Annotated in this window: 18 protein-coding genes; 7 read left to right on the forward strand and 11 right to left on the reverse strand. The window is 68.7% G+C overall.

Annotation, left to right across the window (positions count from 1 at the left end; genetic code table 11):
• Window positions 1-18 precede the first annotated feature (18 nt).
• Window positions 19-546, forward strand: coding sequence for a DinB family protein (locus ACFVAV_RS06900; RefSeq protein ID WP_379031157.1), 528 nt, complete (start codon window positions 19-21; stop codon window positions 544-546).
• On the opposite strand, the gene ACFVAV_RS06905 is transcribed toward ACFVAV_RS06900, so the two are convergent.
• Entirely contained in the window at window positions 506-3013 is a 2508-nt protein-coding gene (locus ACFVAV_RS06905) for a tetratricopeptide repeat protein (RefSeq protein WP_379031160.1), read from the reverse strand. The two genes, ACFVAV_RS06900 and ACFVAV_RS06905, sit on opposite strands and share 41 nt — an antisense overlap.
• A gap of 177 nt (window positions 3014-3190) precedes the next feature.
• On the opposite strand from ACFVAV_RS06905, the gene ACFVAV_RS06910 reads away from it, so the two are divergent.
• Both ACFVAV_RS06910 and ACFVAV_RS06915 read left to right on the forward strand, forming a co-directional pair.
• Window positions 3191-3646 (forward strand): carboxymuconolactone decarboxylase family protein, encoded by a 456-nt coding sequence (locus ACFVAV_RS06910; protein ID WP_378849479.1) that lies wholly within the window; start codon window positions 3191-3193, stop codon window positions 3644-3646.
• A 36-nt stretch (window positions 3647-3682) separates the two neighbouring features.
• Window positions 3683-4144 (forward strand): nitroreductase family deazaflavin-dependent oxidoreductase, encoded by a 462-nt coding sequence (locus tag ACFVAV_RS06915; protein WP_379031163.1) that lies wholly within the window; start codon window positions 3683-3685, stop codon window positions 4142-4144.
• An 84-nt stretch (window positions 4145-4228) separates the two neighbouring features.
• On the opposite strand, the gene ACFVAV_RS06920 is transcribed toward ACFVAV_RS06915, so the two are convergent.
• The 3 genes from ACFVAV_RS06920 to ACFVAV_RS06930 all read right to left on the reverse strand — a co-directional run bounded on the left by ACFVAV_RS06920 (window position 4229) and on the right by ACFVAV_RS06930 (window position 7377).
• Window positions 4229-5578 carry a VWA domain-containing protein gene (locus tag ACFVAV_RS06920; RefSeq protein WP_379031166.1) on the reverse strand — a complete coding sequence of 450 codons (1350 nt, stop codon included), beginning with the start codon at window positions 5576-5578 and terminating at the stop codon, window positions 4229-4231.
• A gap of 85 nt (window positions 5579-5663) precedes the next feature.
• A complete protein-coding gene (locus ACFVAV_RS06925; RefSeq protein ID WP_379031169.1) occupies window positions 5664-6551 on the reverse strand; it encodes an AAA family ATPase in 888 nt (295 codons plus the stop codon).
• Between the two features lie 25 nt (window positions 6552-6576).
• Window positions 6577-7377, reverse strand: a complete 801-nt coding sequence (locus ACFVAV_RS06930; protein WP_379031172.1) for a TetR/AcrR family transcriptional regulator — start codon at window positions 7375-7377, stop codon at window positions 6577-6579.
• Between the two features lie 111 nt (window positions 7378-7488).
• Here ACFVAV_RS06930 and ACFVAV_RS06935 point away from each other — a divergent pair, with 111 nt between their 5' ends.
• Entirely contained in the window at window positions 7489-8163 is a 675-nt protein-coding gene (locus ACFVAV_RS06935; RefSeq protein ID WP_379031176.1) for a hypothetical protein, read from the forward strand.
• A 2-nt stretch (window positions 8164-8165) separates the two neighbouring features.
• Here ACFVAV_RS06935 and ACFVAV_RS06940 read toward each other — a convergent pair whose 3' ends face one another.
• The 5 genes from ACFVAV_RS06940 to ACFVAV_RS06960 all read right to left on the reverse strand — a co-directional run bounded on the left by ACFVAV_RS06940 (window position 8166) and on the right by ACFVAV_RS06960 (window position 14292).
• The gene (locus ACFVAV_RS06940; RefSeq protein WP_379031179.1) at window positions 8166-9530 is read right to left on the reverse strand and encodes a DUF2252 domain-containing protein; all 1365 of its coding nucleotides are present in this window, start codon (window positions 9528-9530) and stop codon (window positions 8166-8168) included.
• A gap of 43 nt (window positions 9531-9573) precedes the next feature.
• On the reverse strand, window positions 9574-10665 hold the full coding sequence (locus ACFVAV_RS06945) for a DUF4185 domain-containing protein (protein ID WP_379031182.1): 1092 nt from the start codon (window positions 10663-10665) through the stop codon (window positions 9574-9576).
• Between the two features lie 137 nt (window positions 10666-10802).
• Window positions 10803-11804: a ketol-acid reductoisomerase gene (gene ilvC, locus ACFVAV_RS06950; protein WP_355282871.1), complete on the reverse strand. Its 1002-nt coding sequence runs from the start codon at window positions 11802-11804 to the stop codon at window positions 10803-10805.
• 50 nt (window positions 11805-11854) lie between these two features.
• Window positions 11855-12358, reverse strand: coding sequence for an acetolactate synthase small subunit (ilvN, locus tag ACFVAV_RS06955; RefSeq protein WP_019048314.1), 504 nt, complete (start codon window positions 12356-12358; stop codon window positions 11855-11857).
• Window positions 12355-14292: an acetolactate synthase large subunit gene (locus tag ACFVAV_RS06960; protein ID WP_379031185.1), complete on the reverse strand. Its 1938-nt coding sequence runs from the start codon at window positions 14290-14292 to the stop codon at window positions 12355-12357. Before ACFVAV_RS06960 ends, ilvN begins: the two co-directional genes overlap by 4 nt.
• 364 nt (window positions 14293-14656) lie before the next feature.
• On the opposite strand from ACFVAV_RS06960, the gene ACFVAV_RS06965 reads away from it, so the two are divergent.
• Together ACFVAV_RS06965 and ilvD are read left to right on the forward strand one after the other, a co-directional pair.
• A complete protein-coding gene (locus ACFVAV_RS06965) occupies window positions 14657-15391 on the forward strand; it encodes a PH domain-containing protein (RefSeq protein WP_379031188.1) in 735 nt (244 codons plus the stop codon).
• Window positions 15392-15688: 297 nt separating this feature from the next.
• Window positions 15689-17530 (forward strand): dihydroxy-acid dehydratase, encoded by a 1842-nt coding sequence (gene ilvD, locus ACFVAV_RS06970; RefSeq protein ID WP_379031191.1) that lies wholly within the window; start codon window positions 15689-15691, stop codon window positions 17528-17530.
• A 193-nt stretch (window positions 17531-17723) separates the two neighbouring features.
• Here the strand turns inward: ilvD and ACFVAV_RS06975 are convergent, their stop codons facing one another.
• Window positions 17724-18563 (reverse strand): DoxX family protein, encoded by an 840-nt coding sequence (locus ACFVAV_RS06975; RefSeq protein WP_379031194.1) that lies wholly within the window; start codon window positions 18561-18563, stop codon window positions 17724-17726.
• A 91-nt stretch (window positions 18564-18654) separates the two neighbouring features.
• Between ACFVAV_RS06975 and ACFVAV_RS06980 the strand changes: the two genes are divergently transcribed.
• Complete coding sequence (locus tag ACFVAV_RS06980; protein ID WP_379031197.1) at window positions 18655-19779, forward strand: PQQ-dependent sugar dehydrogenase; 1125 nt, start codon at window positions 18655-18657, stop codon at window positions 19777-19779.
• A 49-nt stretch (window positions 19780-19828) separates the two neighbouring features.
• Here the strand turns inward: ACFVAV_RS06980 and gatB are convergent, their stop codons facing one another.
• Window positions 19829-21334 (reverse strand): Asp-tRNA(Asn)/Glu-tRNA(Gln) amidotransferase subunit GatB, encoded by a 1506-nt coding sequence (gene gatB / locus ACFVAV_RS06985; protein ID WP_379031200.1) that lies wholly within the window; start codon window positions 21332-21334, stop codon window positions 19829-19831.
• Window positions 21335-21337: the final 3 nt, after the last annotated feature.

Consider the following 21337-nt stretch of genomic DNA (forward strand, 5'->3'; position numbering starts at 1 on the left):
AACGAAGGGAATCCACTCATGACCACGCCTACTCTCCTCGACGCCGAGCGCACCGATCTGCTGGAGATGCTCGCCAAGCACCGGTACTTCCTCCGGTACACGACCCGCGATCTGACCGACGAGCAGGCCGGGATGCGGACCACCGCCAGCGAGCTGTGCCTGGGCGGGCTGATCAAGCACGTGTCGGCGGTGGAGGCGAACTGGGCGAAGTTCATCGTCGACGGACCGGAAGAAGGCCCCGATTTCGAGTCGATGAGCGAGGAGGAGATCGCCGCGTGGGGCGACATCTTCCGGATGCTGCCGGGTGAGACCCTGGCGGGCGTGCTCGCCGAATACGAGCAGGTCGCAGCGCGGACCGACGAGCTGGTGCGCACGGTGCCCGACCTGAATGTGACTCAGCCGCTGCCGAAGGCGCCCTGGTTCGAGCCCGGCGGACGCTGGAGCGCCCGCCGGGTGTTCATGCACATCATGACCGAGACCGCGCAGCACTCCGGTCACGCCGACATCATTCGGGAATCGCTGGATGGAGCGAAGTCGATGGGCTGAGCTCGGCGTGGATGGCCTGGGCCGCCGCGCGATGGTGCGCGGCGGTGTCCGGGTCGGTCGGTTCGAGTACCTCGGCGATGCCCTGGTGCGCCATCGCTTCTTCGAGGCGGTAGCCGAGTTTCGGTGCCAGTTCCAGGGTTTGGCGGTGCAGGCGCAGCGCTTCGTCGGGAAGTCCAGCCAGACGGCAGGTTTCGGCGTAGCCGTGCAGGAAGTGGATCTTCCAGTGCTCCTCGAACAGGTCGTCGAGCAGGGCGAACGCCTCGCGATGGCTGGCGAGGGCCTCGTCGTAGCGGCCCATCCGGCGCAGCGCGACGCCCTGACAGTTCAGGCACCAGGCTTCGTTGTGTTTGTGGCCGTCCGCGCGGGCCAGCGCCAGCGCGGTACGCAGGTGGTCGAGCGCTTCGTCGGGTTCGTCGGCGGCGATGGCGACGCCGAGCGTGATCTGGGCCTGCAGCGACGGCGGCCACGACGGGTCGTCGACGGGGATGTCCAGGGCTTCGCGGGCAAGCTGAGCGGCTTGCTCACGGTGACCCAGCTGCAGCATGGCCCAGGCTTCGCTGGCGATGGCGTCGGCGGCGCTCATCGGGCACCCGCTGGTCGCGTAGAGGTCGCGGGCCTGGCGGAACAGTTCGAGTGGTTCCTCGGTATCGCCTTCGTCCCAGCGCAAGTGGGCGCAGCGCATGGTCAGCTCGGCGCGGGGCAGTGGGTCGCCCGCGGCCGCGATGAGCGGTGCCGCGGCGGCGTAGGCGGCGGCCGCCTCGGCCATCCGGCCCGCGTTGTAGCGGGCGAAACCCAGGTCGCTGTGCGCTTCGGCGAGCTGACGTGGGTCGCCGAGATGTTCGGCGGCGGTCAGGGATTGTTCGAACAGGGCGTTGAGATGGGTTGTGCCGCAACGCCGGGCGAAGAACGCGCGCATGAAGCGCGGCAGCTCGCACACGTGGACGTACGCGCCGACCTCGACGGCCGTGTAGAACACCGCCATCAGGTTGGTGTACTCGGTGACGAACCAGAAGAACGCGGGGTCGCGCCCAGGGAAGTGCGGTAGTTCGGCCGGGGGCGAGCCCGCCGACACCGGGCGGGTCGGCGACAGGAACGGCATCGCGGCGTCGGCGGCGGCCGCGGTGTGCACGTAGTAGTCGAGGATCCGGTGCAGCGCGCGATCGCGATCGGCGTCGGAGTCGTGTTCGAAGGTGGCGTGGCGGGCGTGCTGGCGCACCAGATCGTGGAGCCGGTAGCGCCCCTCGGCCGGCTGCTGGACCAGGTGGGCGTCGAGCAGGTCTTCGAGCATGGTGCGCGCGGTGCGCAACGGCACATCGGCGACCGCGGCGGCGACGTAGTCGGTGAAGGTGGACCCGGGGATCAGGCCGAGCAGCCGGAACAGACGGCGCTGATCGCGATTGAGCTGACGCACCGACATGCCGAACGCGGTGTCGAATTCGGTGGCGCCCTCGGCCATTCGCTCCACCAGGATGCCGACCGACCAGCCCGGACGGTGGCGCAACCGGGCCGCGGCCAGGCGCAGGGCCAGCGGCAGATTGCCGCACAGCCGCAGCACCTCGGCGGCCTGCTCGGGTTCCCGCGCGAGCCTGCCGTCGGGTCCGCGCGCATCGCCGCTGGCCCTGACCAGCAGCTCCGCGCTCTCCTCCGGGGTGAGCACGTCGAGAGTCACCGGCGGCACCTCGTCGAGCTCGAGCAGCCGATTACGGCTGGTGATGATGGCGACCGACTCGCCAGCGCCCGGCAGCAGCTGGCTGACCTGCGCGGCGTCGGCGACGTTGTCGAGGACGACCACGGCGCGCAGCCGGGCCAGCTCCGAACGCCAGCACGCCGCCCGCAGTTCGACCCCGCCGTCCTGCGGGACCTTCTCCGAGGGCACCTGCAGTGCGGCCAGCAGGGCGCGGATCGCGGCGTCGGGGTCGAGGGGCTGGCGGCCGTCGGTGAAGCCGTGCAGGTCGAGATAGAGCTGGGCGTCGGGGTATTCGGCGGTCAGCTGGTGTGCGGCGTGCACGGCCAGGGACGTCTTGCCGACACCGGCCATGCCGTCGATCGCGACCACCCGGTCGGATCGGACGGCGGCGAGGACGTCGGCCAGTGCCTGTTCGCGGCCGGTGAAGTCGGGGACGTCGCGGGGCAGGTCGTTGCGCGGCGGCGGTGGGGCGTCGGCGGGCGGGCTCGGCGGGGCGACCTGGCGGCTCGTCTTCGGCGGCGCGGGCAGCGGATTGTTGGCACGCTCCCACAGCGGGCGCAGCGGGCGTGGGTCGCGTTTGACCAGGCGGCACAGTTCCAGCACGGCGGGCCACGGCGGCACCGTCTGTCCGCTGAGGTAGCGCGACAGCGACGACGAGCTCAAGCCCGTGTCGCGAGCCAGCGCGCGCACGCCGCGCCCGGACAGCTCCTGGATCAGGCGCAGGCGCGCAGCGAGTTCGTCCTGCGGGTAGGCCTTTGCCGTCTGCTGTTGCACAACCACCGTTTCCCACTCTGTTGTCCCGGCCCGGATCAAGAAGTTTCCCGATGACAATCGGGAGGTCAGGACCTTTTTCCACTGTCCCACAGTGTCCCACAGCCATCGTGTTCCGGCGCACGACGGGCTGTTATTGAGTCACACCGCAAGCAGCGGAGAACAACGGGAAACAAGGAGAACATCATGCAGTCTCGGATGCAGAACCCGGCCATGGTCCTCACCGACGCGATGGGCCCGATCCAGCAGGTGCTGAAGGCCGTGCAGACCGGCGGCGTCGACGGCGAGATCCTGGAGCTGGTGCACCTGCGGGTCAGCCAGATCAACAACTGCAGCTCCTGCGTCGACGCCGGCACCAAGACCGCCCGCAAAGCCGGTGTCAGCGAGGAGCGGTTGGCCACGGTCGTCGCCTGGCGCGAGACCCCGTACTTCACCGACGAGGAGCGCGCCGCCCTCGAACTGGCCGAGGCGGCGACCCGCCTGGCCGACCGTTCCAACGCCGTCACCGACGAGATCTGGGACGCGGCCGCCAGCTACTTCGACGAGAAGCAGCTCGCCTCTATCGTGCTGATGATCGGCGTCACCAACATGTTCAACCGGCTCAACGCCACCACCCGCCAGATCGCAGGCGCCTGGGGCTGAGCCCCGCACACTCCGACCAACCGAAAGGACCTTCCGATGACCACGAACCAGCCGTCCGGCAAGAACAAGAGCTCGCACGGGGGCTTCTCCCGGTGGATGCAGCACAGGATGAACGCCAGGATGAACCGCAAGATCCGCAAGGGCAACGGCACTTTCATGGGGATGGACGTGCTGATCCTCAACACCGTCGGCCGCCGCAGCGGCGAGCCGAGGCAGACCCCGATCTCGTGGTTCGCCGACGGCGACGGTTCCTGGCTGCTCGTGGCGTCGGGTGGGAAGAACGGAGACCCCGACTGGCAGCGCAACCTCATGGGACACCCCGAGCAGGCGAGCATCGAACTGCCCGGCGAGGCGCCGCTGCCGGTCACCCCGCGGGTACTCACCGGCGCGGAGCGGGCCAAGGCCTGGGATTCCATCACCACCGCGCAGCCGCGATACGGCAAGTACCAGGCCAAGAGTGATCACGAGTACGCGGTCGTGCGACTCAGCCCGCGATGATCGGCGGATGGCGCACCGGGTGGTCCACCACCCGGTGCCTGCCGCGTCGGCAACGACGTTTCCGGGCGGCCCGCGGTGGCGCTGTCACGCCGGTAGCAGGCGACCGATCACTTCGGCGAGCTGCGTGACATTGCGGCACTCGTGCATGGTGACGACCTCGGTGTAGGCCGCGGCGGCCGAATCGCCGGTGTTCCATGATCTCGACGGTTCGGGGTTCAACCAGTAGACCGCTTTCGCCCGTTCGGTGATCGCTTCCAGCGCGGCGAGATTCGGGTCGGTGCGGTTGGTGCGGGCGTCACCGAGGATCAGCACGCAGGTGCGCGGACCGAGCGCGTCGAGGTAGTGGTCGACGAAACCCTGGAGCGCCTCGCCATAGTTGCTGGAACCGAAGCGCGCCACGCCCGCCTCGCGGACGATGTTCTGCGCGAAACCGGGCGGCGGCGGTTCGCCCGGGGAGAAGTAGCCGGTGATCTCGGCGCAGGTGTCGACGAACCCGAAGCTGCGGACCTTGCTGAACTGGTCCTGCAGGGCCTGCACCAGTTGCAGGGTGAACTCGGCGAAACCGGTCACCGAGCCCGAGACATCAGCCAGCACAACCAGATCGGGCCTGCCGTGGCGGCGGGCACGCAGCACCGGATCGATGGGGACGCCACCGGTGGCCATCGAACGACGTAGGGTGCGGCGCAGATCGATCTGGCCGCGGACGGCCTTCTTACGCCGGACCGCGAGCCGGGTGGCGAGTTTGCGGGCGAGCGGGTGCACCAGGCGGCGCATCTCGGCGAGATCCTGTTCGCGCGCGCCGAGGAAATCGGTACTGTCACCACCGGATTCGACGCCGCGACGAGCGATGTAGTCGGTGCCGCGCAGTTGCGCCGAGCGTAAGCGGGCCTCGGCCTGCACGGCCGAGCGGAACTGCTCGACCCGGCGTCGCGCTTCGATCGTGTGGACGGCAGCGTCGAATTGGCCTGTCCCGCCCATGGTTTGCGCGACCTGCTCGGAGATCTCGTCCGGGCGTAGCGATTTCATCGTCAGATAGGACGACCAGCCCGCGCCCGAGGCCGAGGTGACCCGCCCCGCGCTCTCCCCCGCGCCGCCGTAGGCGCCGAAGGTGTTGAGCGCTTCCCTGGCGAGTTCGGCGGTGTCGGCGCCTTGGATCAGGGCGGCGATGATCCGCTCGCGGAGCGGGTCGGAGTCCTCGCTCGACGCGGCGATCGGCCGGGTGGCGTCGAGGAAGTAGAGGTCGAAGAGCTGGTCGAAAACCTTGCGCTGGCCGTTGCGGCGCAGCAGACAGGCGGCCAGCCCCGAGCGCAGCACCCGGGAGTCGGCGGTGCCGAGGGCGACGATCGTGGCCGCGGCGTCGACGGTCTCGCTGGGGCCCGCGTGGATGCCGTGCTCGCGCAACAGGCCGACGAAGCCGACCAGGCGATCGGACATCGGCGCTTCGACACCACCATGCGCGGGCGCGGAGGTCACCATGACGCCGTGCCGATCACGGTGCGAGACGCCGTGTGCGGGCCGGTCATCGGACCACGCTACCGTCGGTCTGGTCGTCGAGACCGAGCCGCTCGATCGCCACGCGATGATCGGACTGGTACTTCAGCAACACACCCAGGGTGGCCCGAACGACTCCCCCGCTCAGCGTGCGCGTTCCCAATGCCACCAGAGTCTTTGCCCAGTCCACGGTTTCAGCGATCGACGGCGCCTTGCGCAGCGACAGCTGACGCAGCGCGCTCACCGTCGTCACCACCGGCTCGGCCAGTGCGGCATCGAGCTCCGGGACCTTCAGCCGGACGATCGCCTTCTCCAGTTCCGCGGTCGGATAGTCGATGTGCAGAAACAGGCAGCGGCGTTTCAGCGCCTCGGACAGGTCGCGGTTGGCGTTGGAGGTGAGGAGGACGAAGGGCTTGCGGACGGCGGTGACCGTGCCGAGTTCGGGGATGCTCACCTGGAAATCGCCGAGCACCTCGAGCAGCAGGCCCTCCAGCTCCACATCCGCCTTGTCGAGCTCGTCGATCAGCAGCACCGTCGGATCGGGATTGCGGATGGCGGCCAGCAGCGGGCGGGCGAGCAGGAATTCCTCGGTGAAGACGTGGTCGCGGGTGCCTTCCCAGGTCTCCCCCGACGTGGCGGTGATGCGGAGCAGCTGTTTGGCGTGATTCCACTCGTAGAGCGCACGGGCCTCGTCGATACCTTCGTAGCACTGCAGGCGGATGAGCTCGGCCGACACCGCCGTGGCGACGGCTTTGGCCAGCTCGGTCTTGCCGACGCCGGCCGGGCCCTCGATCAGCAGGGGTTTACCGAGGTGGTCGGCCAGGAAGACCGCGGTCGCGATATCGAGGGACGGCAGGTAGCCGGCCGCGGTCAGCCGGTCGGTCACCTGGTCTACCGAGGCAAAGAACTTACTCATCGGTAACCAGTGTAGGCGGGTGTGTTCACCGGCGGATCGCGGCGTCGACACCGTCGAGGATCAGGTCGAGGCCGAAGCGGAAATCGGCGTCGGCCGACTCCTGGTCCGGGGGGACGTCGGCGAAGGCCTGATCGGCGAAGAGCTGCGCTACCTCGGGGAAACGGTCGGTATCCAGCCCCGCCGAGACCTCCTGCTGGTAGACCTGCAGCGCCGTCGCCTCGTCGAACTGCTCGACCAGGCGGCGCTCGGCCAGGTGGCGGCCGGTGACGAACGCTTGCCGGACGTAACCACCGACGACGGTGATCACGCCGATCTTGGCACCCCAGTCCAGGCCGGTGCCACGCAGCGCGGCCAGTCCGGCGTCCATCCAGGCGAGGGCGTTGAGACCACGGGGTGGGCCGGTGATGGGGATCTGAGCGAGCCATGGATGACGGGCGAACACCGCCAATTGCGCGTCGGCCCAGGCGCGCAAGGCTTGACGCCAGTCGGGGTCGGTGGCCGGAGGCAACCCGAAGGCGGTGTCGGCCATGCGGTCGGTGAGGCCGTCCCGGGAACGGATGTGCCGATACAGCGACATCGGCGTGACACCCAGCGCGGCAGCGACTTTCGACAGGGTCGCACCGGCGAGACCGTCGCGGTCGGCGAGGGTGATCGCGGTGGCGACGATGCGGTCGGCGTCGAGTTCGGGCGGGCGGCCGAGGCGGGGGCGGCCGTGTTCACGCTCGCCGCGTTCGGCCCACGCGCCGCGCCGGAACACCACGGGGAAGTCGGGATCCCCCAGCGGTGAGAACTCGGGCGCCGCGGGCCGCGAACGTTTCGGTCGCACCGTCTCCTCTTTCGATCGGGGGTTCCCCGAACTTAGCATACGTCCTATAGTTTAAGTCATATACTAATGACGGGCCGGGGGGTGATACCCCGGGGACGAGGTCGAATCACCATGAACACCAGCACTGTTCAGCGCATCACGGGCGCCGCCGCCATCGCGGGCGCGACCTGCACGTTGATCGAACTTCCGCTGTATTTCGTCTACGCGGGACCGCCGCCGGATACCAATGTGCTCACCCGATCGGTGCTCGGACTCATCGGCGTCACGCTGTTCGTGGTGTTCATGAGCGGCGTCGCCTACGTGGTGAAGCGGCGCGATCCGGAGCGGGAATGGTTCGGCTCGGTGGCCGCGACCGCCGGCACCGCCTGGCTCATCGTGGTCGCCGTGTCCATGGGGTTGGAGGTCGGCGCCGTGATCGCCGCGCCGGAGCCGATCGACCCGACGATCACCGTCACCGGCACCTACATCCTCTACGGGACCGTGTCGCGATTGCTCGAAGGATTGTTCCTGGTGGCGTTCGCCGTCGCGGTCGTGCGGCTGCTCCCCCGCTGGTGCATCGTGACCAGCTGGCTGCTCGCCGGGGTGAACTTCGTCTTCGTGCCGTCACTGTTCTTCGGCAATATCCCCGCGAACTTCTACGCGGCCAACGGCTGGGGCACCACGGCGACCGTCGGCGGGCTGACGATGCTGTGGTTGTTCGCGATCGGCACCGCGCTGGTTCGGACAGCCACCGCCGAACAGCGCGAGGCGGTCCCGGGGCCGGACCGCCTCGCGCCGCTACGGTGAATTCAGTAGGCGTGCGGGGCCGCGGTGATCCGGCCCGAGTCGATCGCGGCGAGCAGGGAGAGCCGGTCGGTGACCGTCTGGTCGCCGTAGGCCAGGCCGAATTCGCCCATCGCACGGTCGAATCCGTCGTTCTTCCCCAGGTAGGCGGCAATGGCGACGCGATCGCCGGAGCGGGCGTGCGCGCGGGCCAGGACGGAACCGCACAACCCCGCGTATGTTGCGAGCTCGCCGTAGGTCATGCTGTCGATCGCCGCGGAACCCTTCATGTCACGCAGCTGGCGCACATAGAAGAACCGACCTGCGGGGCCGGTCGCCCAGCCGAGGAAGACGTCGCTGGCCGACTGCATGAGCCGCTGCCCGACCACCACCCGATGCCCCTGGTGGTGATATTTGCTCGGCTTCAGGTGCGGTGCGAGCACCGACGTCTCGGCTTCCTTCAACTGCAGGAACAGCGGACTGCCCGATTCCTTGTCCATCATCAGCGCGATGAAGCACCGCGTGCCCACGCTGCCGACACCGACCACCTTCATCGCCTGATCCACCCGCCGGTACCGGTCGAACAGCACGCGGCGCTCGTCCGGCAGACTGCGGCGGAAGTCGGCGAAGACGTCCTTGACGATCTTCTCGTCGTGCAGTTCGATCGGCACCAGCAGCGGCGGCTGGTTCTTGATCCGTGGAATACCGTCGGCGTCCGGCTCGGTGAGCTTGGCCAGCGCCTGCAGGCTGGTCTTGCTGCGGGCACTGGTGATGGCTCTGGCAACCTTTTTGCGCTGCTTGGGTTTCCGGACCAGTTCGGCGACCCGCTCGGCGTCGACGCGCTCGTACCAGACCGTCATGCTGTCGGTCTCGGCGAGCATGCGCATCGTCTCGCGATAGCTGCGGGCCGCGGCTTCGACGGCGGTGGCGGCCCGGTCATCGTCGCAGCCGTTGTCGCGGGCGGCGACGGCGACACTGGCGGCGAGGCGCTTGACGTCCCATTCGAACGGACCGGGCAGGGTCTCGTCGAAGTCGTTGACGTCGAAGACGAGATTGCGCTCCGGCGAGGCGTAGAGCCCGAAGTTCGACAGGTGGGCGTCACCGCAGAGCTGCACGGTCAAGCCGGTGTTCTCGCTCTTGGCCAGATCGGCGGCCATGATCGCGGGCGCACCGCGCAGGAAAGCGAAGGGCGACTGGCTCATCCGGGCATACCGGATCGGCACCAGCTCCTGGAACCTGGTCTCGGCCTGCCGCTCCAGAATGGCAACCGGATCCTCCCGGTCCGGGCCCGCGCCCCACCCCCCGAGCTGCGATCGCGAGATCCGCTTCCGCGCCGCCCTACCCTCGTCGACCGCTTCGTCCGCGAAGTCCTCCACCGTCTGATTCGTCATCCAGCAAGTCTCCCGCTATCACTCCGCGACAGCAAGCTCTTCGCTACATGCCCAGCTGCCTTCGCCACTCGTCGACTCGGCGGACGAGTTCCTGCCACCAGGTTCGCTGCGGGTTCGGCGTCGGCTCGGGGGTCGGCTCGGGATCCGGGCCAGGAACCAGCACCTTGCGGCGAATCCCGTCGCAGGTGAATTGAGTCGCTCGGTAAGGGTTCCCGTTCTCGGCCCACTCGGAGATGATCAGGGTGAACTTGCCGTCCTCGAGCCTGCTGTAGGGATGGATGTAGCCACCGTAGAGACGCGGCACCGTATCGACACCGCGCGGCATCCCGGTCACCGGCCGATGAGTGTGTGCCGTTATCCAGTTGGTGTTGTCGATGCGGTCGCCGACCTTGACGAAGATCGAGTAGTCCCCCGCGTCGAATCCGGAGATGACGGCCCTGTTCTCGACATAGCGCAGGCAGATCTCACCGAATCGCCAGCCGGGCAGGATCGGCGTCGGCTCGCGGTTCCAGCCCCAGTTGTCGCCGTTCCAGCCCCAGCCCTGCCAGGCGTGCGGATCGGACAGGCCGTCGACCGTCGCGCGCCACAGCAGCATGTCCTTGTTCCGGGCCAGGCCGCCGGTGGAGATGATGTGGACCCAGTCGCTGTGCGGGTCCTTGGCCCAGGAGATCATGACCCGCTTACCGGCGAACGCGCCGCACCAGAACTTCGAACCGCTACGCGCCCAGGTGATGCCGCTGTCGTCGGATGTCCAGACCTCGCACCACTTCTCGTTGCCCAGACCCTGGGTGTACATGACCCACAGGTAGATCCGGCCGTCGATGGTCATCGCGTCGCACGGGAGGACGGTGGAGTATTCGGCGTTGTCGTGCTGGTAGTCCCACAACTGGCGGCCGTCGGTGCTCGGCGAGGTGGCCATGACGATCGGCTCGGCGGGGTCGCGCTGGGACGTGCGGGTGATGATGGGCGAACGCCAGTTCCCGATGCCGCTCATCGGCGGCCCGAACGGACCGTCCCCGGAAAACGAGTCGCCCCAGATGAATCCGACATCGCCGTTGGGCAACTCGAACGGAATAGCCAGATCGCCGCCGCCGAGGTCTGCAGAGGGGACCGGGTTCAGATCGGTGACGCGCATCGAGCACTCCCCATCGTCGACTCGAGCCAAAATCGTTGGGCTGGTGTTCCTTCCGCCGCCCCCCTCAGGTTACGCCAGAACGCCGAAAGGCCCGCTCGCACGAGGCGAACGGGCCCTTCGGAACGAACAGCGAGAACCTACGCGGTCTCGGTGATCGGGCGGTCGACCCAGCTCATCAGGCTGCGGAGCTTGGCGCCGGTGACCTCGATCGGGTGCTCGGCGTTGGCCTTGCGCAGACCCTCGAGCTCGGTGTTGCCGTTCTCGACGTTGGCGACCAGGCGGCGGGTGAACTCGCCGGACTGGATGTCGGCCAGGATCGCCTTCATGCGCTCCTTGGTGCCGGCGTCGATGACACGCGGACCGGACAGGTAGCCACCGAACTCCGCGGTGTCGGACACCGAGTAGTTCATGCGCGCGATGCCGCCCTCGTACATGAGGTCGACGATCAGCTTCAGCTCGTGCAGGACCTCGAAGTAGGCCATCTCGGGGGCGTAGCCCGCCTCGACCATGACCTCGAAACCGGTCTTGACCAGTTCCTCGGTGCCACCGCAGAGCACGGCCTGCTCACCGAAGAGGTCGGTCTCGGTCTCTTCCTTGAAGGTGGTCTTGATGACGCCGGCGCGGGTGCCGCCGATGCCCTTGGCGTAGGACAGCGCCAGGGCCTGGCCCTCGCCGGTCGGGTCCTGGTCCACGGCGATCAGGGCCGGAACGCCCTTGCCGTCGGCGAACTGACGACGCACCAGGTGGCCGGGGCCCTTCGGGGCGACCATCGCGACGGTGACGTTGGCCGGAGCCTTGATCAGACCGAAGTGGATGTTGAGGCCGTGGCCGAAGAACAGCGCGTCGCCGTCCTTCAGGTTCGGCTCGATGTCGTTGGTGAAGATCGACGCCTGAGCGGTGTCGGGCGCCAGCACCATGATCACGTCGGCCCACTCCGAAACCTCGGCGGGCGTGCCGACGGTCAGACCGGCCTCTTCGGCCTTCGGCCGCGACTTCGAACCCTCAGCGAGGCCGACGCGCACGTCGACGCCGGAGTCGCGCAGGCTCAGCGAGTGCGCGTGGCCCTGGCTGCCGTAGCCGATCACGGCGACCTTGCGGCCCTGGATGATCGACAGGTCAGCGTCGTCGTCGTAGAACATCTCGACTGCCACTGTGGAGTCCCTTCTGGATAATTTCTGGTGGGTAAAAGTTAGCGGGTGGCCGTGATCGACTTCGGACCGCGTCCGACTGCGACCACGCCCGACTGCACGATCTCGCGGATACCGTAGGGCTCGACCATGCGCAGCAGGGCATCCAGCTTGGACCGGGTGCCGGTGGCCTCGATGGTCAGCGCGTCGGGCGACACGTCGATCACCTTGGCGCGGAACAACTGCACAGCCTCGATCACCTGGGTGCGCACCGACGCGTCGGCCCGCACCTTCACCAGGATCAGCTCGCGGGCCACCGAGGCGTCGGCGTCCTGCTCCACGATCTTGATGACGTTGATCAGCTTGTTGAGCTGCTTGGTGACCTGCTCGAGCGGCAGATCGTCGACGGTCACGACGATGGTCATGCGCGAGATCTCGGGGATCTCGGTGCCACCGACGGCCAGCGACTCGATGTTGAAGCCACGGCGCGAGAACAGGCTCGCGACTCGCGCCAGCACGCCCGGCTTGTCCTCGACGAGAACGCTCAGGGTGTGGGTGGTGCTCATGCTTCGGAACCCTTCTCGAATGCCGCCTGCTCGCGCTCCATCGCCTCGTGGATGACGGCGGGCTCGGAGACCGACTCGTCCTCGTCGAACAGCGGGCGGATGCCACGCGCGAACATGATCTCGTCGTTGCTGGTGCCCGCGGCGACCATCGGCCACACCTGGGCGTCCTTGCCGACGATGAAGTCGATCACGACCGGACGGTCGTTGATCTCCTGCGCCTGCCGGATCGCGGCCTCGACGTCTTCTTCCTTCTCCACGCGGATGCCGACGCAACCCAGCGCCTCGGCCAGCTTGACGAAGTCGGGGATGCGCAGGGTGTGGGTGCCCAGGTCGGTGTTGGAGTAGCGCTTTTCGTAGAACAGGGTCTGCCACTGGCGGACCATGCCGAGGTTGCCGTTGTTGATCAGCGCGACTTTGATCGGCACGCCCTCGATCGCACAGGTGGCCAGCTCCTGATTGGTCATCTGGAAGCAGCCGTCACCGTCGACCGCCCAGACTTCCTTCTCCGGCGCGCCCATCTTGGCGCCCATGGCCGCGGGAACCGCGTAGCCCATGGTGCCGAGACCACCGGAGTTCAGCCAGGTACGCGGGTTCTCGTACTTGATGAACTGCGCGGCCCACATCTGGTGCTGACCGACGCCGGCGCAGTAGACGGCCTCCGGGCCGGCCAGGCGGCCCAGCGCCTCGATGACGAACTCCGGCGACAGCGAACCGTCGCTGGGGGTCTTCCAGCCCAGCGGGTAGTTGTCGCGGATGTCGCTGAGGTAGGCCCACCATTCGGTGAGGTTCAGCAGCGGGGCCGCGCCGGACTGCGGGTCGGCCTTGAGGGTCTCGATCAGCTCGACGATCACCTCACGCGCGTCGCCCACGATCGGGACGTCGGCGTGGCGGTTCTTGCCGATCTCGGCCGGGTCGATGTCGGCGTGGATGACCTTCGCGTCGGGCGCGAAGGAGTCCAGCTGGCCGGTGACGCGGTCGTCGAAGCGGGCGCCGAGGGTGATCAGCAGATCCGAGCGCTGCAGGGCGGCGACGGCGCCGACGGTGCCGTGCATGCCCGGCATGCCCATGTTGAGGGTGTGGCTGTCGGGGAACGCGCCACGCGCCATCAGGGTGGTGACCACCGGGATGCCGGTCAGCTCGGCGAGCTCGAGCAGCTCGGCCGAGGCGTCGGACTTGATGACGCCGCCGCCGACGTAGAGCACCGGCGCCTTGGACTCCAGGATCATCCTGGCGGCCTCGCGCACCTGCTTGCCGTGCGGCTTGGTGACCGGACGGTAGCCGGGCAGACGCATCTCCGGCGGCCAGGAGAACGTGGTCTGGGCCTGCAGCGCGTCCTTGGTGATGTCGACCAGGACGGCGCCCGGGCGGCCCGAGGCGGCGAGGTAGAACGCCTCGGCCAGGATGCGCGGGATGTCGATCGGGTCCTTGACCAGGAAGTTGTGCTTGGTGATCGGCATGGTGATGCCGGAGATGTCGGCTTCCTGGAACGCGTCGGTGCCGACCAGGCTCGACGGCACCTGACCGGTGATCGCCACGATCGGGACCGAGTCCATCTGCGCGTCGGCCAGCGGGGTCACCAGGTTGGTGGCGCCGGGGCCGGATGTGGCCATACACACACCGACCTTGCCGGAGGCCTGCGCGTAACCGGTCGCCGCGTGACCGGCGCCCTGCTCATGACGCACCAGGACGTGGCGGACCTTCTTGGAGTCGAACAGCGGGTCGTAGACGGGGAGGACCGCGCCGCCGGGAATGCCGAATACGGTGTCGACGTCGAGCTCTTCGAGGGACCGGACCACCGACTGCGCGCCGGTGACGCGCTCGGGCGCGACCTGGCGGCGGGTGGGGTTGGTCGCCGGGCTACCAGCGGCAGGCTGGCTCGCCGAAGGCGCTGACCTGCGGGCCGATGGCCCGGGCCGTGCGGTTGGTGCACTCACCGTCTTCGTTCCTAACTTTTGTCGTTCTGACCCCGGACAACACTGGTGTGCCTGACACGCGGTGCCTTGCGACCCGTCGCGCATCGGATAATGCCCGAACACAAAAAAGCCCCCGACCAGCGCATGGCTGTTCGAGGGTGGCGCGTCGCAACGCGAGCTGACGTATTCGACTCAGGCAGTCAGGCTCAACGCTGGACGCGCCGGCCGAGTACGAGCAACTCAGCTCTTGAATTGACACTGTGGTTCACGAGCACGACGTTATGTGCGCGTGGGCCGAAGAGTCAAACAGGCTACACTCTCCATCCCATTATGTGGGACTCGAGTGGTTGCGTGGGTCCGTGTACCAGGATGCGAGGATAGGAGGGTGTCATCACCGCATCAGTCCGTGCCACCGGCTAAATCGTCCCACACCGCCGACGAGGGAACCGATACGGGTCGCCCCTCGCGGCCCAGCGGTCTGCGCTCGGCGAGTCCGGGCCGACTCGCGGCGATCGCCGCGGTGGTGCTCGGGTACCTGATCTTCGTCGTCGTCGGCACCGTGCAGGAGTGGTCGCTCGGCATGCGGATCGGCCTGCTCGTGCCGACCGCGGTGGTCGTCTGGCTGCTCGTGCCGCGCAAGGCGAGCACCCCGACGCCGGGTGTGCACGTGATCGGGGTGCCGCGCCTGGCCTACATCGGTGTGCTGGTGCTCGCGTTCTGCGTGTTCTTCCCGTTCGTCGGCTGGCCCGCCGTGCTGTGGTGGCTGCTGCTGCTGCCGGTCATCGCGGTGTACTGGGTCGTGCGGACCCACACCACGGTGTCCGATGCCGGGCTCGATCTGAGCTCGATGTTCGGCAAGAAGCACCTCGACTGGGCACAGGTCAAGGGCATCAGCATCCCCAAGCGCGGCTCCGTCAAGGCTCGCCTGGCCGACGACTCCGAGGTCAAGCTGCCCGCGGTGGGCTACGACCGGCTGCGTGAGCTGATCGACGCCTCCGGCGGGCGCCTGCCCGATGTGTTCGCCGCGGCCGAGCAGGCCGAGGCCGAGCGCGTCGCCGCCGAGCGAGCCGCCGCGGCCGAGAAGGCGAAGAAGGCCGAGGAGCCCGACACCGAGGAGTGACCGCCGCCTCGGTCACCGCGGGAATCGGCACGGCGTCGCGCGCCGTTGCACCGGTAAGCTGACGGCGACCGGGCACCCCGCGCCGACGGCACCACCGCGGCGACACCCTCCGGAGCGACACTCCCGCCTCGAGCCCCGGTTCCATCACCCCTGCACGGACTCCCGGCGCGACGCGACCACCGCCCGCCGGAGTAACGTGCACGGTTGCCGGACGCACCGCGCACTCGCACCGCGCCCCGCAGGTCAGCCCCCTGCGCGCATGCTTGGACGCACCCAGCGACATTTACGAGGACACCCATGCCACCGCTTCGTTCACGCACCACCACCATCGGCCGCAATGCCGCGGGCGCCCGCTCGCTCTGGCGCGCGACCGGCATGACCGACTCCGATTTCGGCAAGCCGATCATCGCGATCGCGAACTCCTACACGCAGTTCGTTCCTGGTCACGTGCATCTGAAGAACATGGGCGACATCGTCGCCGAAGCCGTGCGCGCCGCCGGTGGCGTGCCACGCGAGTTCCACACCATCGCCGTCGACGACGGCATCGCCATGGGCCACGGCGGCATGCTCTACTCGCTGCCGTCGCGCGAGATCATCGCCGACTCGGTCGAGTACATGGCCAACGCGCACACCGCCGACGCGCTGGTGTGTATCTCCAACTGCGACAAGATCACTCCCGGCATGCTCAACGCCGCGATGCGCCTCAACATCCCCGCCGTGTTCGTCTCCGGCGGTCCGATGGAGGCCGGTAAGGCCGTGGTCGTCGACGGTGTCGCGCACGCGCCGCTCGATCTGGTCAGCGCGATCTCCGCGAGCGCGAGCCAGGCCGTGTCCGACGAGGGCCTCGACGAGGTCGAGCGGTCCGCCTGCCCGACCTGTGGTTCCTGTTCGGGCATGTTCACCGCCAACTCGATGAACTGCCTGACCGAGGCGCTCGGACTCGCGCTGCCCGGCAACGGTTCCACGCTGGCCACGCATTCGGCGCGACGCGCGCTGTTCGAGCGGGCGGGCACGGTGATCGTCGATATCGCCAAGCGCTGGTACCAGGACGACGACGCGTCGGTCCTGCCGCGAAACGTGGCCAATGCCAAGGCTTTCCGCAATGCGATGGCCCTCGACGTCGCCATGGGCGGTTCCACCAACACGGTGCTGCACACCCTCGCCGCCGCGCAGGAAGGCGAGATCGACTTCGATCTGCAGACCATCGACGAGATCAGCCGCCGGGTGCCGTGCCTGTCGAAGGTGTCGCCCAACTCGGACTACCACATGGAAGACGTGCACCGCGCCGGTGGCATCCCCGCCATCCTCGGTGAGCTGCGTCGCGGCGGCCTGCTCGAGACCGACGTGACCACCGTGCACACCGCCGATTACGCGGAGTTCCTCGACACCTGGGATATCCGCTCGGGCAAGGCTTCCGACGAGGCGATCGAGTTGTTCCACGCCGCACCCGGTGGCGTGCGCACCGTCGAGCCGTTCTCCACGAGCAACCGCTGGTCCTCGCTGGACACCGATGCCGCCGGTGGCTGCATCCGTGACATCGAGCACGCCTACACCGTCGAAGGCGGACTGTGCGTGCTGCGCGGCAATATCGCCCCCGACGGCGCGATCCTCAAGACCGCGGGCATCGACGAAGAACTGTTCACCTTCGAAGGCCCGGCCGTGGTGGTCGAGTCGCAGGAGGAGGCGGTGTCGATGATCCTGGGCAAGAAGATCCAGCCCGGTGACGTGGTCGTCGTCCGCTACGAAGGCCCCGCGGGTGGTCCGGGTATGCAGGAGATGCTGCACCCGACCTCGTTCCTCAAGGGCCTTGGCCTGGGCAAGGTGTGCGCGCTGATCACCGACGGCCGCTTCTCCGGTGGCACTTCGGGTCTGTCGATCGGCCACGTCTCCCCCGAGGCCGCCTCCGGTGGCGTCATCGGCCTGATCGAGAACGGTGACCGCATCCGCATCGACGTGCACACTCGCGCACTGGAAGTGCTCGTCTCCGACGAGGTCCTCGCCGAGCGCCGCTCGAAGATGGAAGCCTCCGAGCGCCCGTGGCAGCCGGTGAACCGCGACCGCCCGGTGACAACGGCCCTGCGCGCCTATGCCGCACTGGCCACCTCGGCCGACAAGGGCGCCGTCCGCAACGTGCCGTAGGCCCACAGACGAACAGAAAGACGGCGTCCCCCGAAGCTTCGGGGGACGCCGTCTTTCCTGATCAGCGACCGCTGATCTCGTACGCACATGGGTAACTCACCGGGTACGGGCTAACCCACCCCCTACATCACCGCCGGCCGCGTCACCAACTCCCCACGCCCCTCACTCTGGCCTGAAGACGCGGAGAGGCGGATCAGCCCTGCAAGGGGTTGCCGCCGTGGAGGAACCAGTAGGTGGCGATCGCGGCGGCGACGGCGAGCAGGACCACGGCGCCCGAGCCCCAGGCGGGGCGGGTGGCCCAGCCGCGGGCGCGGTCGAAGGACCAGCGGCCGGGACCGGTGAGGATGATCGCGAGGGACGCGCCGACCAGGATGGAGTCGAGCTCGACGCCGGTGGGGGTCGAGGCGTTGTATTGGAAGCCGGGGACCAGGCCCTGCTTGAACATCCACGCGTTCAGGATCGTGGCGAGCACGGCGCCCGCGGCGAGCGGGGTGGCCAGGCCGAGGACGAGCAGGATGCCGCCGCCCAGTTCGCCGGCGATCACCAGGGCCGTCGACAGCGACGGGTAGTCCCAGCCGCCGCTCTCCATCATGGTCTTGGTGCCGTCGAGGCCGGGGCCGTGGAACCAGCCGGTCAACTTCTGCAGGCCGTGGTAGATGAAGGTGTAACCGACCACCAGGCGCAGCACGAACAGGCCGAGGTCGAGGGTGCCGCGGCGGGGTTCCCGGTTGCGGCGCTGCAGCCGCGCCGCGCCCGCCGAAGCCGCGGCCGCGGGCGGGATCGACGCGTAGCCGTAGCCGTCGACGCCCCCGCCTGCCGTGTGTGCCGCGCTCGCGGTGGGCACTTCGTCCTCGCCGGGGTCGAGACCGAGGTCCTCGTCGGTGCGCGGAATATCCTTGTGCAGATCCGGTTTCGGCATCTGTGTCGTCGGCGAATCGTAGGGGCTGGTCACCGGGCGACCCGCCGACGACGCGGCCGGTCCGGTCTGCGACGACCCATCTGCCTGCGGTGTGTCATTCGACTTCTCGCTCACGGGTGTCACCTTATGACGTGCCATCGTGGTGCGCCGGTCTTCCTCGCATCAGGCGTGTCAGCCCCGCTCGACTGCCGGTAACGTCTGTGCCATGAGTTCGGTATTCGCGGGCCGCGTGGCAGTCGGGTTGGCACTGGGCACCGTCTTGGTCGCCGGGTGCGCCCGGTTCGACGAGTCGGCGTCGAGCCCGTTCACCACCGAGCCGTCGCTGGGCGGGTCCAATGCGGAGCCGAAGAAGCCGCAGGATTCGCCGTCGCAGGTGCCGCGGCCGACCGGTCCGTGCATCGATCCCGATCCGAACGTCATCGCCACCTGCCTGGACTCGGCGGCCGGGCTGATCCCGGTCGGCGACGGCGCGCTGGTGGCCGAGCGGCGGACCGGCCGCATCCTGCAGGTGACCCCGGTCGACGCGAGCACGCCGCAGGAGACGCCGGTGGAGGTCGCGAGCGTGGCGGTCGACGGATCCGGTGACGGCGGCATCTCCGACATCGTGCTGTCCCCCACGTTCGGCGAGGACGGGCTGATGTACGCCTACATCACCACCGGCAGCGACAACCGGGTGGTCCGGCTGTCCAAGAACGGTGGCGCGCCCAAGGAGATCCTCACCGGAATCCCCAAGGGCGCCACCGGGAATCGCGGCGCCATCGAATGGGCGACGCCGACCCAGCTGATGGTGCTCACCGGCGACGCCGGAAACCCCGGCGCGGCGGCCGATCCCGGCTCGCTCGGCGGCAAGGTGCTGCGCCTGGAGTCGCCGTCGTCGGGCGCCAACAATCCGCAGATCGTCGCCTCGGGCATCGGCTCGGCCGGGGACCTGTGCCGCGACGGCAGGGACGGCATGTGGGTCACCGACCGCACCGCCGCCGAGGACCGGCTCCAGCACCTGGGCACCGACGGCACGCTGATCGTCGCCTGGACCTGGCCCGATCGTCCCGGTGTCGGCGGCTGCACCGCCACCGGTGACGGCGTCGCCGTCGCCCTCGGCGCGGGCAAGGCGCTGGCCGCGGTCGGCGCCGACCCCAACACCTTCGCCGTCACCACCGCGCCCACCCTGATCGCCCAGGACAAGTACGGCAAGCTCCTCGGCGCCTCGGCCAGCGCCGACGGCAGCGTGTGGGTGACCACGACGAACAAGACCGACGGCGAACCAGGCGAATTCGACGACCGCGTCGTGCGCATCCCACCCCCGCAGGGCGGCGCAGGCGGCCCGGACTAGAAAACGACCGCCCCCACCGGAAGCCCGTGGGGGCGGTTGTTTGTCACGCTCACGCGCAGGCTGCGAGTACCAGTTCGCGAACCTTCGCGGCGTCGGCCTGGCCACGGGTGGCCTTCATGACGTCGCCGACGATCTTGCCCGCGGCCTGGACCTTGCCGGAGCGGATCTTCTCGGCGATGTCCGGGTTGGCGGCGAGGGCCTTCTCGACCTCGGCCTGCAGGGCGGTGTCGTCGCTGACCATGCCGAGGCCCTTGGCCTCGACGATCGCGGCGGGCTCACCCTCGCCCGCGAGGACGAAGTCGACGACCTGCTTGGCGACCTTGTTGTTGACGGTCTTGGCCTCGACCAGCGTGATCACCTCGGCCACCTGGGCGGGGGTGATCGGCAGGTCGGCGAGGGCGATCTCGCGCTCCTTGGCCTTCTCGGTCAGGTACGCGACCCACCAGGAGCGGGCCTCGTTGGCGGGGGCGCCCGCCTCGACGGTGGCGATGATCAGGTCGAGCGCGCCCGCGTTCACCAGGTCGCGCATCACCTCGTCGGACAGACCCCACTCGGCCTGGATGCGCGCGCGGACCAGCCACGGGTACTCGGGGATGGTGGCGCGCAGCTCGTCGACCCAGTCGGCGTCCGGGGCGACCGGCTCGAGGTCCGGCTCGGGGAAGTAGCGGTAGTCCTCGGCGGTCTCCTTGCGGCGACCCGCGGAGGTGGACCCGTCGGCCTCGTTGAAGTGGCGGGTCTCCTGGACGATCTCGCCGCCGTCGGTGAGCACGGCGGCCTGGCGGCGCATCTCGTAACGCACCGCGACCTCGACGCTCTTGAGCGAGTTCACGTTCTTGGTCTCGGTGCGGGTGCCGAACTCCTTGGCGCCCACCGGCATCAGCGACACATTGGCGTCGCAGCGCAGCGAACCCTGCTCCATCTTCACGTCGGAGACGTGCAGCGATCGCAGCACCTCGCGCAGCGCGGTGACGTAGGCGCGGGCCACCTCGGGCGCGCGCTCACCGGAGCCGGTGATCGGCTTGGTGACGATCTCGATCAGCGGCACGCCGGCCCGGTTGAAGTCGAGCAGCGAGTGGCTGGCGCCGTGGATGCGTCCGGTCGCGCCGCCCACGTGCAGCGACTTGCCGGTGTCCTCCTCCATGTGCGCGCGCTCGATCTCCACCCGGAAGATGGAGCCGTCGTCGAGCACGACGTCGAGGTAGCCCTCGGTCGCGATCGGCTCGTCGTACTGGCTGATCTGGTAGTTCTTCGGCTGATCGGGGTAGAAGTAGTTCTTGCGCGCGAACCGGCCCCACGGGGTGATCGAACAGTTCAGCGCGAGACCGATCCGGATGGCCGACTCGACGGCCTTCTCGTTGACCACCGGCAGCGAGCCGGGCAGGCCGAGGCACACCGGGCACACCTGGGTATTGGGTTCGGCGCCGAACTCGGTGGGGCAACCGCAGAACATCTTGGTCGCCGTGGACAACTCGACGTGGACCTCCATGCCGAGCACCGGCTCGTACCGGGAGATGACATCGGCGTAATCCATCAACTCGACCGTGGGTGCGCTCATGCC

The sequence above is a fragment of the Nocardia sp. NPDC057663 genome (assembly GCF_042799895.1).
Classification (GTDB): domain Bacteria; phylum Actinomycetota; class Actinomycetes; order Mycobacteriales; family Mycobacteriaceae; genus Nocardia.

Coding starts and splice junctions, on each gene's coding strand:
- ACFVAV_RS06925 (WP_379031169.1), bottom strand. CDS start 6,551: ATGAGTAAGTTCTTTGCCTCGGTAGACCAGGTGACCGACCGGCTGACC.
- gatB (WP_379031200.1), bottom strand. CDS start 21,334: ATGAGCGCACCCACGGTCGAGTTGATGGATTACGCCGATGTCATCTCC.
- ACFVAV_RS06935 (WP_379031176.1), top strand. CDS start 7,489: ATGAACACCAGCACTGTTCAGCGCATCACGGGCGCCGCCGCCATCGCG.
- ilvC (WP_355282871.1), bottom strand. CDS start 11,804: ATGTTCTACGACGACGACGCTGACCTGTCGATCATCCAGGGCCGCAAG.
- ACFVAV_RS06920 (WP_379031166.1), bottom strand. CDS start 5,578: ATGTCCGATCGCCTGGTCGGCTTCGTCGGCCTGTTGCGCGAGCACGGC.
- ACFVAV_RS06915 (WP_379031163.1), top strand. CDS start 3,683: ATGACCACGAACCAGCCGTCCGGCAAGAACAAGAGCTCGCACGGGGGC.
- ACFVAV_RS06900 (WP_379031157.1), top strand. CDS start 19: ATGACCACGCCTACTCTCCTCGACGCCGAGCGCACCGATCTGCTGGAG.
- ilvN (WP_019048314.1), bottom strand. CDS start 12,358: ATGAGCACCACCCACACCCTGAGCGTTCTCGTCGAGGACAAGCCGGGC.
- ACFVAV_RS06940 (WP_379031179.1), bottom strand. CDS start 9,530: ATGACGAATCAGACGGTGGAGGACTTCGCGGACGAAGCGGTCGACGAG.
- ACFVAV_RS06980 (WP_379031197.1), top strand. CDS start 18,655: ATGAGTTCGGTATTCGCGGGCCGCGTGGCAGTCGGGTTGGCACTGGGC.
- ACFVAV_RS06910 (WP_378849479.1), top strand. CDS start 3,191: ATGCAGTCTCGGATGCAGAACCCGGCCATGGTCCTCACCGACGCGATG.
- ACFVAV_RS06945 (WP_379031182.1), bottom strand. CDS start 10,665: ATGCGCGTCACCGATCTGAACCCGGTCCCCTCTGCAGACCTCGGCGGC.
- ilvD (WP_379031191.1), top strand. CDS start 15,689: ATGCCACCGCTTCGTTCACGCACCACCACCATCGGCCGCAATGCCGCG.